General features: G+C 64.3%; 13 protein-coding genes. 10 read left to right on the top strand and 3 right to left on the bottom strand.

The window, feature by feature from the left end; all coding sequences use genetic code 11:
• Nucleotides 1-49: 49 nt before the first annotated feature.
• The 3 genes from V6F88_RS06140 to V6F88_RS06130 form a co-directional block, all read right to left on the bottom strand.
• Nucleotides 50-2,761 carry an autotransporter family protein gene (locus V6F88_RS06140; RefSeq protein ID WP_332608950.1) on the bottom strand — a complete coding sequence of 904 codons (2,712 nt, stop codon included), beginning with the start codon at nucleotides 2,759-2,761 and terminating at the stop codon, nucleotides 50-52.
• A 217-nt stretch (nucleotides 2,762-2,978) separates the two neighbouring features.
• Nucleotides 2,979-4,952 (bottom strand): alkyl/aryl-sulfatase, encoded by a 1,974-nt coding sequence (locus tag V6F88_RS06135; RefSeq protein WP_332608448.1) that lies wholly within the window; start codon nucleotides 4,950-4,952, stop codon nucleotides 2,979-2,981.
• Nucleotides 4,953-5,278: 326 nt separating this feature from the next.
• Nucleotides 5,279-5,617: a hypothetical protein gene (locus tag V6F88_RS06130; protein ID WP_332608447.1), complete on the bottom strand. Its 339-nt coding sequence runs from the start codon at nucleotides 5,615-5,617 to the stop codon at nucleotides 5,279-5,281.
• On the opposite strand from V6F88_RS06130, the gene V6F88_RS06125 reads away from it, so the two are divergent.
• The 10 genes from V6F88_RS06125 (at nucleotide 5,594) to V6F88_RS06080 (ending at nucleotide 17,077) form a co-directional block, all read left to right on the top strand.
• Entirely contained in the window at nucleotides 5,594-6,559 is a 966-nt protein-coding gene (locus tag V6F88_RS06125) for a hypothetical protein (RefSeq protein ID WP_332608446.1), read from the top strand. The two genes, V6F88_RS06130 and V6F88_RS06125, sit on opposite strands and share 24 nt — an antisense overlap.
• Before the next feature lie 150 nt (nucleotides 6,560-6,709).
• Complete coding sequence (locus V6F88_RS06120; protein ID WP_332608445.1) at nucleotides 6,710-7,858, top strand: formylglycine-generating enzyme family protein; 1,149 nt, start codon at nucleotides 6,710-6,712, stop codon at nucleotides 7,856-7,858.
• Between the two features lie 60 nt (nucleotides 7,859-7,918).
• A complete protein-coding gene (locus V6F88_RS06115) occupies nucleotides 7,919-8,899 on the top strand; it encodes an AAA family ATPase (RefSeq protein ID WP_332608444.1) in 981 nt (326 codons plus the stop codon).
• 23 nt (nucleotides 8,900-8,922) lie between these two features.
• On the top strand, nucleotides 8,923-9,888 hold the full coding sequence (locus tag V6F88_RS06110; protein WP_332608949.1) for a DUF58 domain-containing protein: 966 nt from the start codon (nucleotides 8,923-8,925) through the stop codon (nucleotides 9,886-9,888).
• Nucleotides 9,885-10,385, top strand: a complete 501-nt coding sequence (locus V6F88_RS06105; protein ID WP_332608443.1) for a DUF4381 domain-containing protein — start codon at nucleotides 9,885-9,887, stop codon at nucleotides 10,383-10,385. Before V6F88_RS06110 ends, V6F88_RS06105 begins: the two co-directional genes overlap by 4 nt.
• Nucleotides 10,372-11,400, top strand: a complete 1,029-nt coding sequence (locus V6F88_RS06100; protein WP_332608442.1) for a VWA domain-containing protein — start codon at nucleotides 10,372-10,374, stop codon at nucleotides 11,398-11,400. The genes V6F88_RS06105 and V6F88_RS06100 overlap by 14 nt, the downstream gene beginning before the upstream one ends.
• Nucleotides 11,385-12,899, top strand: coding sequence for a VWA domain-containing protein (locus V6F88_RS06095; protein WP_332608441.1), 1,515 nt, complete (start codon nucleotides 11,385-11,387; stop codon nucleotides 12,897-12,899). The genes V6F88_RS06100 and V6F88_RS06095 overlap by 16 nt, the downstream gene beginning before the upstream one ends.
• Nucleotides 12,896-14,365, top strand: coding sequence for a hypothetical protein (locus tag V6F88_RS06090; RefSeq protein WP_332608440.1), 1,470 nt, complete (start codon nucleotides 12,896-12,898; stop codon nucleotides 14,363-14,365). Before V6F88_RS06095 ends, V6F88_RS06090 begins: the two co-directional genes overlap by 4 nt.
• Entirely contained in the window at nucleotides 14,362-15,390 is a 1,029-nt protein-coding gene (locus V6F88_RS06085; RefSeq protein ID WP_332608439.1) for an HAD family hydrolase, read from the top strand. Before V6F88_RS06090 ends, V6F88_RS06085 begins: the two co-directional genes overlap by 4 nt.
• Nucleotides 15,391-15,442: 52 nt before the next feature.
• Entirely contained in the window at nucleotides 15,443-17,077 is a 1,635-nt protein-coding gene (locus V6F88_RS06080) for an arylsulfatase (RefSeq protein WP_314355844.1), read from the top strand.
• Nucleotides 17,078-17,115: the final 38 nt, after the last annotated feature.

Raw genomic sequence — 17,115 nt, 5'->3', positions numbered from 1 at the left:
CGGGCGCCAGCGCATCGGCCGTCGCGTCCATTGCGCCAAGGGTCAATGGCTAGAACGTCATTCTGAATCCCGCGGTGGCGGTGACGATGTAGCTGCCCGAGAAATCCGCGTCGGCGTCTAGCTGGCCGTAGATGGCATAGCGGTCGCCCCAACCGTAATTTGCGCCGGCTCCCAGGCCGCCCCAGGTTCGCGCCATGCGGCTGGTCGCGGGCACGCCGGCCACGCCCACACGGGTGCCGTCCAGGAATTCGTGTTTTACGTTGACGATGCCATAGACGCTGGATTCCCGATTCACGCCGCCCGTTTGCCAATTGCTTTGGTAGTCCAGTGCGATACCAAGGCGGGCGAGCAGGCTGTCGCCCTTTTCGCTTTCAACGCGCGCGCCGAACTTGTCGTTGAAGCGATTGAAGCGAGTCGATGCGTAGGTCAACTGTGCCTGCGGGACCAGGGCCAGTCGTTCGTTCAAACCGAATGCCTTGCCCGCTTCCACACCCAGCCCGTAGCTGTTCGCCTGGCTGCCCCCCTTGAGCTTGCCGGCCAGCCGTGAATTCAAATCGCTGTCGAACCAGGTGGCCTGGGCCTGGGCGTCGATATACAGGCCGTCCTTGCCGTACCACGTCAACGTGGGTGTCAGTCCATAGGCGGTGGTGTCGATCGTGCCGTTGCCAACCGCCGAGGACACATGCGTGTCGGCCTTGCCGTAGTTAAAGGCGATGCCGCCCACCAAACGGGCGCCCTGATCCTGGCCGGCCAGGATACGGTCGACACCGAACTGCGCCTTCCAGCTGTCGATATCCTGGCGTGCGTCCGTGGTGGACGTGGAAGGCTTGAGTCTGCTGGTGGTGCTTTCCACGCGGCTCCATACGCCGTTGCGACCCACGTCCGCCGAGTCGTAAAGGCGATTGCCGACCCGTTGGCGCAGCGTAGGCATCCGGCTCAAATTAAGCAGCGTGTTGGCATAGGCTTCATAGACGGGCACGCCGGGCTGATAAAGCAGGGGAGGGGCAATGCCCGGCGATCCGCCGCCGACCGGAGGCGTGCCGGGGGCGGTGGCGGGTGTGCCGGGGCCGATGGGGGGAATTGCGGGATCGCTCAGCGACGACCGCAGATACCACCCGCCGTCGCCGGCGTCCTGTTGCAGCACATAGCCATAGGCGCCGGCCACCAGGGCAGGGCGTCCCTGAATGACGTAGTCGCCATTAGCCAGGTTGAACTGCCCCGCCGAGATGCCATTGACCTGCACCACCTGTATGCCTCGTTGAGTTGCCGCGCCAGTGCCTCCCATGTTCTGCACGGTGACCGGTGTCGCGCCCGCCGTGTCGCCGGTGATCACCAGCTTGTCGGTTGGCGAGCTATCGCCACCAAGCTGCGTGCGCACCTCCAGGTTGCCGCCCTGCGCAATGTAGTTGCCGGCGATGGTCAGGACGCCGAAGCCGCTGCGCGGCCCCGGGGCGATGGTGCCCTGGTTGGTCGTCGCGCCCACGCGTCCCGTGCCGGTCAGCCGCGCCGCCGTCAGCACGTTCACCGGGCCGCCCAGCACACCATCGACTTGCAGCGTGCCGGCCCGGACATCGGTGATGCCTGTGAAGGCGCTGCTATCGCCCGACAACGTAAGCCTGCCGGCGCCCAGCTTGTTCAGGCTGGACGTTCCGGAGAACGCGGTCATCACGCCCACCTGGTAGCCGTTGGTGTCGAAAGAGGCGCCTTCGATTCCGATTGCCTGCGTCAGGAATCCATTCAGGAAGTTGGCCTTGTCACGCCGCGCGCGCAGGACGCCGCCATCCAGGTTGAACGTGGCGCTGCCCGCACCCTTGACGACCGAGCCGGTTTCAAGCACGCCGCGGCCGCTGGCATCGCCGATGAGGTTCAGCGTACCGGTGGCGGTGCCCGCGACGGTCAGCCACGTATCGCTGGCGGCGACGGCCAGACCGCCCTTTTCGATGGTCAGTGTTCCTGTGCCTGCCGAACCGATTTCGATACGGTCGCTTGCGGTCAGCGTCGAGATATTGGCCGTTGTGCTGGATACGGTCACGGTTCCGACGCCGCTCGCGCCCGTGCCGATGTAAACCGTTGCGGCGGCGCCGGGGGAAGACGAACCGACGGTGCGCACGGTCGCGCCCTCAAGAACGCGTAGCTCGCCAACGCTGTCCAGCCCCACATAGATATTGTTGGAAGGGTCCCAGACGGATGTCGGCCCCGATACCGTCACGCTGCCCTCGCTACCGGCGATCCAGCCGATCACCCCTTGGCCGCTATGCACGGCGCCGCCATTGTCGATACGCAAGGTGCCTTTGCCGGACGCGCCGATCAGGAGCGGGCTGCTTGCGGGAATGTCCCACGTCGAACCCGGCCCGGACACCAGCACATTGCCCACGCTGCCGTTTTGCCCGCCGATAGTGCCTGAAAGGCTTTGCGCGGTGCCCCCGTTCAGAATGTTCAATGTGCCATTGCTGCCGGAATCCGAGCCGATGTATACGTCACCCAGGCTGGTCCAGGTGGATGCAGCGCCACTGCCGTCCCGGCCTGTCACGGTCAGGGTACCCACGCCACCGTTGACGTTGCCAATAAAGGCCCAATCGTTCAGCACGGAGCCGCCATCGCTGATGGTCAACGTTCCGGCAAGGGCATCGCCAACAAATAGATCACCTCCGACGACCCAGTTCGGCGTCTGGACCGTGCCGGGTTGCACATCGCCGGTGCCGGATACCGATTGAGCGTACGCGGGGGTCCCGAAGGTGGACGCGCACGCGACCAGGACGATCCATTTTCCGCGTGCGGTGCCATTGCATTTCTTGTCGACCAAGATGACTCCTTCAGGTGGGTACGAATGACACGCTGTGGCAACGGCAAGCGGGCCGCTGGACTTAATAGGTATTTACCCACCCACATACGGGTGCGATGCGAAGGCCCAGGCCGTCGGCAAAAACAAAGAGGCCGACGCAGGTATGCGTCGGCCTCTTCATCCCGTTGTCGGGGACTTACGGCGTCACAATGTTGAACCAGAATTCAAAGTCGTCCAGCGACCCGAACACATCGTTCAGCTTCGCCTGATCGCCCGTAACCTTGACGTCGCCCTTGGCAAGCGCGTCCTTCAGCGTGGTCTGCTTGAGCATGATGTCGTTCAGCGTATTGCGGGTCAGCGACACGCTGGCGCTGGGTTCCTTGGCCAGCTTGCCTTCGGTGTGGTTCAGCACGCTATTGACCATCTCAAGCGTGTACTGCTGCTTGGTGTCGGTGAAGTCCACATTCAGCACGACATGTTTGCCGTCGGCTTTTTCACGATTCAAGCGGACCGCGAAATAGTCGAACAACATGTCCAGCGTCATGGCGCGCACGGTGTCGGGGCTGGCGGTGTCGGGCACGGGCAGCTTCTTCACGCCTTCGCGCAATTCCTTGGCGCCGGTCAGATAAAAATTGCGCCACGGGCCGCTTTCCGCCTGGTATCCCATCTGTTCCAACGCGTCGGCTTGCAGGTCGCGTGCCGCCTGGTTTTTCGGGTCGGCAAACACCGCGTAGTTCACCACCTCGGCCACCCAGCGGTAGTCGCCCTTGGCGTAATACTCGCGGGCCTTCTTCAGCAGCGCGTCCGTGCCGCCCATCATGTCGACATAGCGCTTTGCGCCTTCTTCGATGGGTAGCGTGTGCAGCGTGGCGGGGTTGCCGTTGAACCAGCCCAGGTACAGCACGTAGGTGGCGCGCACGTTGTGGTTCAACGAGCCGTAATAGCCCCGGTTGGAGAACTTATCGGCGATAGCCTTGGGCAGCTTGACCTGTTCGGCGATTTCTTCCTTGTTGTAGCCCATGTTGGCCAGCCGCAAGGTCTCGTCGTTGATGTACCGGTACATGTCGCGCTGCGTGGCCAACTGTTCCTGCACGTCTTTCTTGCCCCACACCGGCCAGTGATGCATGGCGTACATGACTTCCACGTCGTCGCCCCACATGGCCAAGGCTTCGTTCAAATACTTGGACCACGCCAGCGGGTCACGAATCTTGGCGCCGCGCAGCGAATACGTGTTGTGCAGGGTGTGGGTGGAATCCTCTGCCGTATTCAGCGCCTTTTTTTCCTTGATGTAATACAGCATTTCGGCGGGCGCCTCGCTGCCCGGCGCGTACAGGAACTGATACGTCAGGCCGTCGATGGTGCGCGTTTCGCCCGTCTTTTCAATGATGTCGGTGGGAGGAATCAAGGTCACCGTACCCGCCGACGTGGTGGTGCCCAGACCGGCGCCCACCTGGCCCGTTGTGCTGGGCGGCAGCAGGTTGCCATACATGTAGCTGGCGCGCCGGCTCATGGCGGTGCCGGCCATCACGTTCTCGGCCACGGCATGTTCCAGAAAGCCCAGCGGGGCATAGATCTTGACCTTGCCGGCCTTCACGTCGGCTTCATCCACAACGCCGCGCACGCCGCCATAGTGGTCGACGTGGCTGTGGGTGTAGATCACCGCGACCACGGGTTTTTTCGGGCGATGCTGGTAATACAGATCAAGTGCCGCCTTGGCCGTCTCGGTGGAAATCAGCGGGTCCATGATCGTCAGGCCGTCTTTGCCTTCGACGATCGTCATGTTGGACAAGTCCAGGTTGCGCACCTGATAGATGCCGTCCGTCACCTGGAACAACCCCGAAATGTTCAGCAGCTGCGATTGCCTCCACAGGCTGGGGTTGACGGTATCGGGCGCGTCGGAGCCTTCCTTGATGAAGTTGTACTTGGTCGGGTCCCACACCACATTGCCCTGGGCGCCTTTGATCATGGCCTGGGGCAGCGGGGCGATGAAGCCCTTGTGCGCCAGTTCAAAAGACGTCTTGTCCGAAAACGGCAGCGCTTTCAGAAGCGCGGCATTGGCTTGTTTGGTGGCGTCTTCGGCGGGTTTTGGGGCCTGTTGTGTCCAGGCAGACGTGGAGGTGGCAAGAAATAATGTCGTCAACGCGGCTGAAGCCAGGCGACTGCCCTTCATTTGCTTCTTTGGGGGGTAATGGGCCGACGACGGGGCATTCGCAGTGCTAGTGAGCTTCATGATGACGACATCTCCATACATTCAAATGGGCGAACCGGCGTACAACACGGGGTTCTGTCAGGCAACAAGGTCACGCAACTTCGTAAGGCAGCGATCTAGCCTACACAAAAAACAGTAAGGAAAAAACTAAATTCTCATTTCCCGCGCGACCCGGCCACGCATAGCAACGCCTTGCAATTGCGGCGTCGTGCGTGCGATATTCACGCGAAGCCTCGGGCAGTATTTGGGCGATTCATTTTTACTCGCAGGGCCGAACGTTGCTGTAATCAACGACGCGTTTCACGGGTCGACGCCGCAGTCAGTGTTTTACGGGAGTCGGAATGGATCGGCAGCCAATGGATCAGCGCAAAACGGATCAGGGCGGAATGGATCAGCGGAAGGCGGCCGGCGCGCTTGATCGGTTTTCCCTTGTGCGTGACGACTTCTTCTATCGCCTTCAACGCAGATTGGGCTTGATCCCCGCCAGCGGCGATGGCTTCATGAGGCGCGCCGTTGCCTATGCGTTGATCGCGTGGCTTCCCCTGGCGATCGCCGCTTGGCTCGCGGGCACCGCCATTGAACCGCTGGGAAATAATGAGCCCTTGCTTGGCCACATCGGCATCCATGTACGCTGCCTGGTTGCCATCCCGTTGCTGGTGCTGGCCGAGGGCATTGCGCAAAAATTGATTCCACTGGGCTTGCGTGAGTTCAAGCAGTCCGGGCTGGTTGACGGTGAACTGGCCGCCAGATTCGATCACGTGCTGCTGGGCGTGCTGAACCTGCGAAATAGAATTTCGCCCTGGATCGTCATTGCCGTGTTCGTCGCCACCTGGGTGATCGTGTTGTTTTTTTCGCCCGACGGCGACGAAATCCGCTGGGCGGATTCCGGTAGCCCCAGCCTGAATTTTGGCGTCTGGTGGCTGCTGCTGGTGACTCGGCCTATTTTCTCGATCTTGTTGCTGGCCTGGGTCTGGCGGCTGATGCTGCTGGGCTTGCTTCTGTACCGGATCGCGGCCCTGCCATTGAAGCTGGTTCCCAGCCATCCGGATCGCCTGGGTGGTCTGGGCTTTCTGACTCGGCTTCCGGTGGTTTACGGCCCTTTTCTGCTGTCGGTCTCGGCGGTGGTGGCGGGTGTCTGGGCGCATCAGGTCCTTTATCACGGCGTGACGGTTCCTTCGCTTTACGGGCAGATCGCGGCGTTGCTGGTGGTGCTGACGGTCATCGGCCTTGCGCCGCTGCTGGTGTTCACGCCGTTGTTGCTACGCGTCAAAAGGCAGGCCCTTCTGGACTATGGCGCGTTTGTGACACGACACGGGCGGGCGGTTCACGAAAAGTGGATCGAGAAGAAAAATGTGCCTGACCATCCCATGCTGGACGCGCCTGAACTGGGCCCGGTGGCCGACGTGCAAGCCATATACCAGGCCGTCGCGTCGATGCGGGGCGCGATTATCAATAAGTCGGTCTTGATAAAGATTCTGGCGCCCGCGGCGTTGCCCATGTTGATGCTGATTTCGATGCAATGGCCGCTGAAAAGCACACTGACGAAATTGCTATTCACATTGCTGTAGTCATCGTGGGTTACCGAGCGATGCGCTCACTTTTTGTATCAATCATCTGGTGTTTTCCCTTTGGTGAAATTATCGACATCAGGCAAAAGATCGTGGAGTATTGAGTAATTCCGCACCCGCATTTCGTATCCATAGCAGTACGGAGGGCACGTGAAGCCGCAACTGAAAGTCGGATTGACAATGGCCGGTGTCCTCCTTGGCGCCAGTGCCCTGGGCGCCTATGTCGCGGGTGTAGGCGTCACGCCAAAGCCGGCGGCCGTGGTTGCCACGCTGGGTGACGGCAAGCAGGGGCCGGCCGGCATGGCCTGGATTCCACCCGCCCAATTCCTCATGGGCAACGACCACAAGCTGTCGCAGCCGAACGAGGTTCCTCCGCATAGCGTTCGGGTAAGCGGCTTCTGGATGGACGCCCATGACGTCACCAACGCGGAATTTCGCCGATTCGTCCAGGCCACCGGCTACGTGACGACGGCCGAGCAAAAGCCCAAATGGGAAGACCTGAAGGTCCAGCTGCCCCCTGGCACGCCGCGCCCGGATGACAGCCAGCTTGTGCCGGGCGCCATGGTGTTTGTGGGAACCGAGGCCGAAGTCTCGTTGCGTGATTACAGCCGCTGGTGGCGCTTCGTGCCCGGCGCCAGCTGGCGCCAACCGCAAGGCCCGGGCAGCAACATCGACGGCAAGGACGACCACCCGGTGGTCCAGGTGTCGTACGAGGACGCGCAGGCGTATGCCAAGTGGGCCGGCAAACGCCTGCCCACCGAGGCGGAATGGGAGTTCGCCGCGCGCGGCGGCCTGGAGCAGGCCACCTATGCCTGGGGCGACGAACTAAGTCCCAAGGGCAAACCCATGGCCAACATCTGGGACACGCAGCAACAGCAGCCATTCCCGGTCGTCAAGGATGAAAAGATCCAGGTTGGCACGACGCCGGTGGGCTCGTTCCCGCCCAACGCATACGGCCTTTATGACATGGCGGGGAACGTCTGGCAGTGGACGGCCGACTGGTATCGGGCCGACGCATTCCGCATCCAGGCGCAATACCGGCAGCCACCGCAAGATCCCGCCGGACCCGCCGACAGCTTCGACCCCGACGACGGCAACGTCCCGGCCTCCGCGCCAAAGCGCGTCACGCGCGGCGGCTCTTTTCTGTGCAGCGATACGTACTGCATCAGCTACCGGGCCAGCGCGCGCCGTGGCAACGACCCCATGAACGGGATGTCGCACCTGGGCTTTCGCACGGTGATGTCCGTCGAACAATGGAAGCAGGCGCAAAGCCGACCGGGACAAGTCGCCAGCCGTTGAACCCTTGCCAGGGCAGTCCCGGCAAGCCGTACCCGTTTGCATTTGACGATAGGGACAAGCATGGCGCAGCGCGATGGAATTTTGGCGTTGGAAGCGGCGATTTCTCGGGAGGTCTTGGGGCAGGCAGCGGTAATACGCCAGATGTTGATCGCGTTGGTGGCCGACGGCCATGTGTTGCTTGAAAGCCTGCCCGGGCTGGCGAAGACGCGCATGGTCAAGGCCTTGGCCGCCCATCTGGCGGCGGACATGAGCCGCATCCAGTTCACGCCGGACTTGCTGCCGTCGGACATTACGGGTGCCGATGTGCTGCAACAGGACGCCGAAGGGCGCAATCACATCGCCTTCCAGGCCGGGCCGCTGTTCGGCAACCTTATCCTGGCCGACGAAATCAACCGCGCGCCGGCAAAGGTGCAATCCGCGCTGCTCGAAGCGATGGAAGAACGGCAGATCACCGTCGGCGGCAACACGCGGAAAATGCCCGCGCTGTTCATGGTGCTGGCCACGCAAAATCCGATTGAGCAAGAGGGTACGTACCCGTTACCCGAGGCGCAGATGGACCGCTTTCTGATGAAGATCAAGCTGGACTATCCCGGCGCCGAGGATGAAATGGCGATGCTGGCACTGCTGCGCGGCACGCCCGGGGACATCGTTGAAAGCGAGGGCAGCGACACCGCCCGCATTTCCCAGGAAACGTTGTTCGTCTGCCGGGCAGAGGCGGCCGCGGTACACGTGCCCCCGGCGGTGGACCGATATACGGTGGACCTGGTGAACGCCACGCGGCGCCCGGCCGACTACGACGCGGATCTGGGCCGCTGGCTTCAAGTCGGCGCCAGCCCGCGCGGCGCCATTGCCCTGGACCGGGCCGCGCGCGTGCATGCGTGGCTGGAAAATGCCGACTTCAGTACGCCGGACGACGTGCGCGCGGTGGCCCACGCGGTGCTGCGCCATCGCTTGCATCTGTCGTACGACGCGGTGGCGGACGGGGTTACCGCTGACCACGCTATCGACCGCGTCCTGGACGTTGTTGCCGTGCCGGCATAAAGGTCGCCATGAACCCGGTCGCCATGAACCGCGCGCCCCATCCGGTCTATCCGCCCTTGTCCGAGCTGATCGCGCTTGAGGCGGCGGCAAGCGGATTGTCGTTCGGGGCTAACCAGCCGATCAGCAGCGTGCTTGCCGGCCCGCACGGGTCGCGGTTGCGGGGCAGGGGGCTGGATTTTGCCGAGCTGCGCCGCTACGTCGCCGGCGACGACATGCGGCGCCTGGACCTGCGCGCATCGCTGCGCTACGGCAAACCCTTCGTACGCTCGTATTCCGAAGAGCGGGACCGCCCGGCGATCGTCGTCGTCGATCAACGCATGAGCATGTACTTCGGATCGGTGCGTGCCTTCAAGTGCGCCGTGGCGGCGCGGCTTGCGGCCATCGCGGCATGGATCGCCTATCGGGCGGGGGACCGTGTCGGCGGCCTGGTGTTCGACGACGCCGGGGTCAGGGCATTCAAACCCTTGCGCAGCCGAGACCGGGTTTGTGCATTGCTTGCCGAAGTCGCGCGGGCGAATGCCGACCTGTCCGCGTCGCGTCCCGATGCGCCCGCCACCGAAGGCTTGAACCGCGCGTTGCGCGGTGCGTTGCTGACCGCGCCGCACGATTGCCTGGTGTGCGTCATCAGTGATTTCGCCGGCGCCGACGAGCAGACGCTGCGCACGCTGCGCCTGCTGGCTGCGCACAATGACGTGCTGGCCATGCTGGTGTTCGACCCGATGGCGCAGCAGCTGCCACAGCGCGGACGGATGGTGGTTACGCAAGGCGAACTTCAGTTGGAAGTCGCGGTGGGCAGCCAGCGCCAACGCGAGCCGCTGGCGCATTTCTTCAGCGACCGGCTTCGTCAGGTAGCCGACCTGCTGCGCCGCAGCCGCGTGCCATTGCTGTCCATCGACACGGCGCAAGAAGAACTGCCGCAGCTGCGTCGCGAACTAGGCAAACAGGCCACGATGCAGGCCGCGCCGCCGCGACAAGGAGCGCCAGGATGAGCGACGCGCTGCCAGGCTTGGACCAGTTGCGCGAGCTGCCCTTGCCGGCAGCCGTGTCCTACTGGCCTCAGACGTGGGGATGGGCCGTGCTGGCCGTCTTGGCCCTGCTGGGCGGGGCATGGGCGGCAGCGGCTGTCTGGCGCGACCGTCGCCGCAATCTGTACCGCCGACAGGCGCTGCAAGCGCTGCGGCGGCTTGAGCAAGAGGCCGCGAACAATCCCTTGGCGGCGCGCGGCCTGCCTGCGCTGCTTAAGCGCACGGCGCTGGCCGCCCAGCCGCCGGCAGCGCGCGCCGCCGTGGCCTCGCTTGGCGGCGACGCCTGGCTGGCCTACCTGGAACGCGCCGTGCCGCGCGCGTTTCCCGAGGGCTCGCCGGAACTGATGCGCGTATTGGCGTACGCGCCGGACGAGACGGTGCGCCGACTGGACAGCGCAACGCTTGCGCAGCTGATCCGCGCAAGCCGCCAGTGGATGGTGAAGCATCATGTGGCGGCTTGAATATCCGTGGTTGCTTGCGGCCGCGCCGTTGGCGCTGGCCGCCTATCGCTGGTTGCCCGCCTATGTGCAGCAGCGCAACGCGCTGCGCGTGCCGTTCTTCGATTCCGTCGCCAGCATTACAGGGCAGTCCCCAACGCGGCCGGGTGTGCGGGCCAGCGGGGGCCAGCTCTGGCTGAATGTGGCGGTGTGGTTGCTGATGGTGTTGGCGCTGGCGCGTCCGCAATGGGTTGAACCGCCGCTGACGCATACCGAAGCAGTGCGCGATGTCTTGCTGGCCGTGGACATTTCGCAGTCGATGGACACGGCGGATTTCCGCAACGCCCAGGGCCAACCGGAATCCAGGTGGAAAGCCGTGAAAACGGTGGTGGCGGACTTCATCGCCAAACGGCCGGACGACAGGCTGGGGCTGATCGTCTTCGGCACCAGCGCCTATCCGCAGGCGCCGCTGACGGGCGACCACATTGCACTCAGTCTGTTGCTGGACCGGACGGCCGTGGGCATGGCCGGCCCCAACACGGCCATTGGCGATGCCATCGGTCTGGGCATACGGATGCTGGATGCCGCGAAGGAACGCGACAAGGTGTTGATCCTGCTGACCGACGGCAATGACACCGGCAGCGCCGTACCGCCCGCGCGCGCGGCCGCATTGGCGGCCCGGCACCAGATCATCGTGCATACCATCGGCATCGGCGATCCCGCCGCGACAGGCGAAGACCGGGTTGACTTCGGCGTGCTGGAATCCATTGCCCGCGCCACCGGCGGGCAGTTCTTCAAGGCCCAAGACCTGGCCAGCCTGCAATCGGTGTACGACACCCTGGACCGCATCACACCGCAAGAGGTCAAGACGTTGCGGCATCAGCCCAAACGCGATTATTTCTGGCTGCCGCTGGGGCTGGCGCTTTGCCTGTTGATGATCTGGCACGGCGTGGCCGCCCTGTCCGGATGGCGCTTGCAACGCGCGCAGGCCCCGCCGCAAGGGCAGGCGGGAACGGGGGGCGCATGGACATCGACTTAAGCGCTTTCCATTTCCTGCGGCCTTGGTGGCTGCTTGGCTTGCTGGCGGCGGCGTTGGCGTGGTGGCTGCGGCGCGGCGAAGGGGATGCCGCCGGGCGCGCAAGCCGGATTTCACCCGAGCTGTTGCCGTATCTGATCGTGCGGTCACCGGGCAGCCGGGGCCCGCGCCCAATCGATGCGTTGGCGTTGATTCTGGCCATCGGTTCGGTCGCGGCCGCGGGCCCCGCGTGGCATCGCGACCAACCGGAGTTTCTGGACAATGTGGCGCCGCTGATCGTGGCCGTTGCCTTGGGGCCATCCATGGACGGCGCGGATGTGCCGCCCACGCGGCTGGAAGCCGCCAAGCTTCTGATTCGCGATCTTGCCGCCCGCCGCGCCGGCGCCAAAACGGGTCTGATCGCCTACTCGGGCACCAGCCATCTTGTGCTGCCGCCCACGGACGACACGAACCTGCTGGACCTGTTTACCCAGGCGTTGGCCTCCGACCTGATTGGCGCGCCAGGGCGCGACGCGGCAGGCACGATCGCCCTGGCCGCGCAGGTGCTGAAGGCCGAACGGGCAGGGGGCACATTGCTGTTGCTGACCGACAGCGCGGACGCCGGCAGCGTGGATGCGGTACGCCAGCGCGCCCAGGCAGCGTCCGACTTGCAGGTGCTGGTGATGGCGGTGGGGCAATCGGGCTTGGACAAGGACGCGTTGCAAGCCTTGGCGCGCGCGGCGGGCGCGCCGCTTGGGAGTCTGTCCGCCACGCCGGACGACCTGGACTGGATCACGCTGCACGCCCAGCAGCATTTCCAGGCGGTGCAAGACGCGCAGTCTGGCGCCATTCACTGGAAGGATGCCGGCTATTGGCTCTGCTGGCCACTGGCGCTGCTGGCGTTGCTGGCGGTGCGGCGCGGTTGGAACGTGGCGTGGACGGCCGCCGTCCTCATTGCCGTCTCGGTGGGGCTGCCGGCCGAATCGCGCGCCAGTCCATTGGCCGACGCTTTCCTGACGGCGGACCAGCAGGGGCGGCTGGCATTCGACAACGGCCGTTATGAAGAGGCCGCCGCGCTATTCCAGGATCCGTACTGGAAGGGGCGGGCCGCCTACCAGGCGGGTAGGTACGCCGACGCACTGGCCGCTTTTTCCAAGCTGGAAACGCCCGAAGGCGCCTTCTACGTGGCCAATACCCAGACACGCCTTCGGCAATATGACGCCGCGCTGGACGCCTACGACCGTGCCCTGCAATTGCGCCCCGGGTGGGAGGCCGCCATGGTCAACCGGGGCATCGTCCAGCGGCTGCTGGCGGCGATGGGCCAGGAACAGCAGGGCCAACAGGCCGAGCCGCCGGATCAGACCGTTGCCGACAAGACGGCAAAGGCCGGCAAGATGGTCGACGCACCCACCGCACGGGCCGCGTCCGAAGACGTGTGGTTACGCAACCTGAGTTTGTCGCCGACGCGTTTCCTGCGTGGCCGGTTTGCCGTCGAAGACGCGGCGGCGGGTGGGCGCCCATGAGCAGCGTGCACCGGATCCTAACGTTGCTGGCGGGGTCTGCCACCCGCTGGTTTGGCCTGCCTGGCGTGTCGATGTCCGGCCTGCTGGGATTCGTCGGCCTGATAGGCCTGATGGGCCTGATGGGGCTGATGGGGCTGCCGGGCGTCGCGGCCGCGCAAGACACGCCGGCCTTGCGCGTCAGCGCCACCTTGCAAGCGCCCGCCGACGTGCGCGTGGGCGCGACGTTGCGCTTGCAGCTTGAAGTGCTGACGCCAACCTGGTTTACGCAACCGCCGGTATTGCCCGCGCTGGATATCCCGGGCGCCCTGGTGACGGCTCCGCAAGGCGAGGGCGAACTGGTCCGCGATACCGTCGGCGGCGTGTCCTATAGCGGCCTGCGCTATACGTATGTGATCAGCCCAACGGCGCCGGGCGCCATGCAAGTACCCGCCTTGTCGGTAACGGCCAAGGTCGGTCCAGGCGGCCAGGTGGCATCCGGGGTAAGCAAACCCGTTTCCTTTTCCGTGCAGGCGCGGACGGCGAGCGCCGGTCAGGCGGTGGCGGCGGGAAAAATGGACGTGACGCAGGCGTTCTCGCTGGCCCCCGACCCGCTGATCGTGGGCGGACGGATCACGCGGGCCGTGACTCAGCGGGCCGAAGGCGTGCAGGCGATGTTGCTGCCCGCCGTCGCCCTGCCGGACATACCCGGCTTCAAGCGCTACCCGCGCGAGCCGGAAGTAACCACCTTGGACGACGGCCGTGGCGGCTTTGTCGGCGGCCAGCGGATCGACCGCGCCGATTACGTCGCGCAGCAGGCAGGCGCGTTCCGGCTGCCGCCGCTGACCGTCAGATGGCGCGACGGCGCAACGGGGCAACTCGCCAAATCCGAACTGCCCGGGCGGGATGTCACGGTGGCGTCAGCGCCCACCGTCACGCCGCCGTTTTCGCTGGCCGAAGATCTGGCCCGATTGCGCCATGGGCTGCGCTGGGTGATTCCCAGCGCGTGGCTGGCATGGTCGGCGGGGCTGCTGGCGGCCTTGGTCGGGCTTAGTCTTACGTGGCCCTGGTGGCAGCGCCTTGCCGTCGCCTTGCGCGCCCGTGCCGCGCGCGCGGCCGCCGCGCGCCGCGCAAGCGAAGCCTGGCATTGGCGGGCATGGCGGCGTGAAGCGCGCACGCAGTCGCCCGAGCTTGGCGCTTTCTATCGATGGCTGCGCGTGGCTGCCGGCGCGCGCGACCTGCGCGCGGCGGTGGCGCCCCTGGGCGCGGGCGCGCGGCAGACGGCAGCGACCGTGCTGCAAGACGTTTATGGCGCGCCGCAAGCCGTGCCGGCATGGCGCGGTCTGCTGGCCAAGTCATCGCTTCAGTGGAGAAAAGCTTGGCGGGGCAGGCAAAAGCCAGCCCCGGCGCATGGCTTACCCCAGGAGTTGAACCCGGCCCATGCAGGGCGAACAGCAACTGCGCAAGATGCGCAAGGACGCGAACGATGAAGCAATCAACTGAAAAACGGCAGGGCTGGGCGACATGGCTGGCGGTTGCGACCCTTGCGCTGTTGACGGCATGCGCCTCGCCACAGAAGGCGTCGCCGCCGCAAGCCGAGCTGCCTTCATGGAGCGACGGACCGTCGCGCACCGCTATCGTGGACTTTGTGCAGGCGGTGACGAAGCCGGGCAGCCCGGACTTTGTCGAGGCCGAGGAACGCATCGCGGTGTTCGATAACGACGGCACGTTGTGGTCCGAACAGCCCTTGTACTTCGAGGTGCTGTTTGCGCTGGACCGGGTCAAGGAAATGGCGCCCGCGCACCCGGAATGGGCCAAGCGCCAGCCGTTCAAGGCGGCAATCGAAGGCGACAAAGCGGCCTTGGCCAAAGCGGGGCAGTCGGGCTTGCTGAAGATCGTGGGGGCAACGCACACCGGCATGACGGTGGAGGACTTCACAAAAAGCGTGACCCAGTGGACGGCAACGGCGCGGCATCCGCGCTTTGAGCAGCCCTATACCTCGATGACGTTCCTGCCGATGCGCGAACTGCTGGAATACCTGCGCGCAAATGGCTTCAAGACCTACATCGTGTCGGGTGGCGAAACCGAGTTCATGCGTCCTTGGGCACAGGCCGCCTACGGCGTGCCGCCGGAACAGGTCATTGGCAGCGGCTTTGCCACCACCTTCGAAATGCGCGGCGACAAGCCGGTGCTGTGGCGTCAAGGCAAGCTTGATTTCAACGACGATGGCCCGGGCAAGCCGGTAGCCATCCAACGCTACATCGGCCGCCGCCCGCTACTGGCCTTCGGCAACTCCGATGGCGATCTTCAAATGTTGCAGTGGACCACCGCCGGCGCGGGCAAACGCTTTGCCGGCATCGTCCACCATACCGACGCGCAGCGCGAGTGGGCCTACGACAGGGACTCCAGCATCGGGCGCCTGGACCGCGCGCTGGACGAAGCCCAGCGCAGCGGATGGACGGTGGTTGACATGAAGACGGAGTGGAAACGGATATACGACTTTGAAAAGCCTTGAGCAAGCGTGACCTGGGAGCACATGGCCCTGTTGGGCAAGGAGAGCAGTCATGATGAAAGCAAGACGATGGTTGGGCGCGGCGCTGGTGGCCGCGAGCGGGCTTGCGGTGATGGGCGGCGCTTATGCGCAGTCCCAGAATACGCAGTCGACCTCGCAGGGCCAGGCGTCCGGTAAAAAGCCGAACATCCTGGTCATCTTCGGGGATGACGTGGGGCAGGCCAACATCAGTGCCTATACAAGAGGGGTGGTCGGCTACAGGACGCCGAATATCGACCGCATTGCCAACGAAGGCGCGATCTTCACCGACTACTACGCCGAGAACAGTTGCACGGCGGGGCGGTCAACGTTCATCACCGGCCAATCGGCCCGGCGCACGGGCTTGTCGAAGGTGGGCATCCCCGGCGCGCCCGTGGGCTTGCAGGACCGCGACATCACGATTGCGCAAGCTTTGAAGGGCCAGGGCTACAACACCGCGCAATTCGGCAAGAACCACCTGGGTGACCGCGACGAATACCTGCCGACCAAGCACGGCTTCGACGAATTCTTCGGCAATCTGTATCACCTGAACGCGGAAGAAGAACCCGAGCGCCCGTACTTCCCGAAAAATCCCACGGACCCGGTGATCAAAAGCTACATGCCGCGTGGCGTGATCAAAGCGTCAGCCGACGGCAAGATCGAGGATACCGGCGCATTGACCACCAAGCGCATGGAAACCATTGATGACGAAACCGTCGGTGCGGCGCTGGATTACCTGGACAAGCATGGCAAGGCCGACAAGCCGTTTTTCGTGTGGATGAACACCACCCGCATGCACCTGTTCACGCACATTCGGGATGCACACAAGGGCAAGAGCGGCATGCCGGGCAACGACTATGCCGATGGCATGTGGGAGCATGACCAGGACGTTGGCAAACTGCTGAAAAAGCTGGATGACCTGGGCATCGCCAAGGACACCATCGTGATCTACACGACGGACAACGGGCCCAACCAATTCAGTTGGCCCGACGCCGCTACCACCCCGTTCCGCAGTGAAAAGGACACCAACTGGGAAGGTGCCTTCCGCGTTCCGGCGATGATCCGCTGGCCGGGCCATATCGAGCCCGGCACGGTCAAGAACGACATCGTCTCGGGGCTGGACTGGTTCCCGACGCTGTTGGCCGCCGCCGGCAACGAGGGCGTCAAGGATCAGCTGCTGAAAGGCTGGCGTCCCAACGGCGCCAACCGCGACTTCAAGGTGCACCTGGACGGCTATAACCAATTGGCCTACCTGACGGGCAAGAGCGACAAGAGCGCGCGCGAAGACTTCTATTACTTCAACGATGACGGCCTGTTGGTTGCCATGCGGTTCGAAAACTGGAAGGTCGTTTTCTGCGAACAGAAGTCGCCGGGTGGCTTTGCCGTGTGGAAGGAGCCGTTTGTGTGCCTGCGCGTGCCCAAGGTGTTCAACCTGCGCATGGACCCGTACGAACGCGCCGACGTCGTTTCCGATCAGTACAACGATTGGCTCACGAAGAACGCGTATCTGGCATTTATCGGGTCCGCCAAGGCAGGGGAATTCCTGCAAACCTTCATTGACTGGCCGCCCAGCCAGAATCCGCCCAGCTTCAGTACCGATCAGGTGCAGAAGGAAGTGGACAAGAAAATCGAGGAGTACTTCGAGCAGCAAGCGAAAAAGCAGGGCAAGTAAACGCTGAGGGTCGGGCGCGGTGTTATCGCCGCGCCCGA

Source organism: Achromobacter sp. ESBL13 (assembly GCF_036668755.1).
Classification (GTDB): Bacteria; Pseudomonadota; Gammaproteobacteria; order Burkholderiales; family Burkholderiaceae_B; genus Achromobacter.
This window is presented reverse-complemented; position numbering and strand designations above follow the sequence as displayed.

Bases quoted from the DNA above. Each gene is read 5' to 3' on its own strand.
- V6F88_RS06135 (WP_332608448.1), bottom strand. From the start codon at position 4,952: ATGAAGGGCAGTCGCCTGGCTTCAGCCGCGTTGACGACATTATTTCTT.
- V6F88_RS06130 (WP_332608447.1), bottom strand. From the start codon at position 5,617: ATGGATGCCGATGTGGCCAAGCAAGGGCTCATTATTTCCCAGCGGTTC.
- V6F88_RS06115 (WP_332608444.1), top strand. From the start codon at position 7,919: ATGGCGCAGCGCGATGGAATTTTGGCGTTGGAAGCGGCGATTTCTCGG.
- V6F88_RS06110 (WP_332608949.1), top strand. From the start codon at position 8,923: ATGAACCGCGCGCCCCATCCGGTCTATCCGCCCTTGTCCGAGCTGATC.
- V6F88_RS06105 (WP_332608443.1), top strand. From the start codon at position 9,885: ATGAGCGACGCGCTGCCAGGCTTGGACCAGTTGCGCGAGCTGCCCTTG.
- V6F88_RS06100 (WP_332608442.1), top strand. From the start codon at position 10,372: ATGTGGCGGCTTGAATATCCGTGGTTGCTTGCGGCCGCGCCGTTGGCG.
- V6F88_RS06095 (WP_332608441.1), top strand. From the start codon at position 11,385: ATGGACATCGACTTAAGCGCTTTCCATTTCCTGCGGCCTTGGTGGCTG.
- V6F88_RS06090 (WP_332608440.1), top strand. From the start codon at position 12,896: ATGAGCAGCGTGCACCGGATCCTAACGTTGCTGGCGGGGTCTGCCACC.
- V6F88_RS06085 (WP_332608439.1), top strand. From the start codon at position 14,362: ATGAAGCAATCAACTGAAAAACGGCAGGGCTGGGCGACATGGCTGGCG.
- V6F88_RS06080 (WP_314355844.1), top strand. From the start codon at position 15,443: ATGAAAGCAAGACGATGGTTGGGCGCGGCGCTGGTGGCCGCGAGCGGG.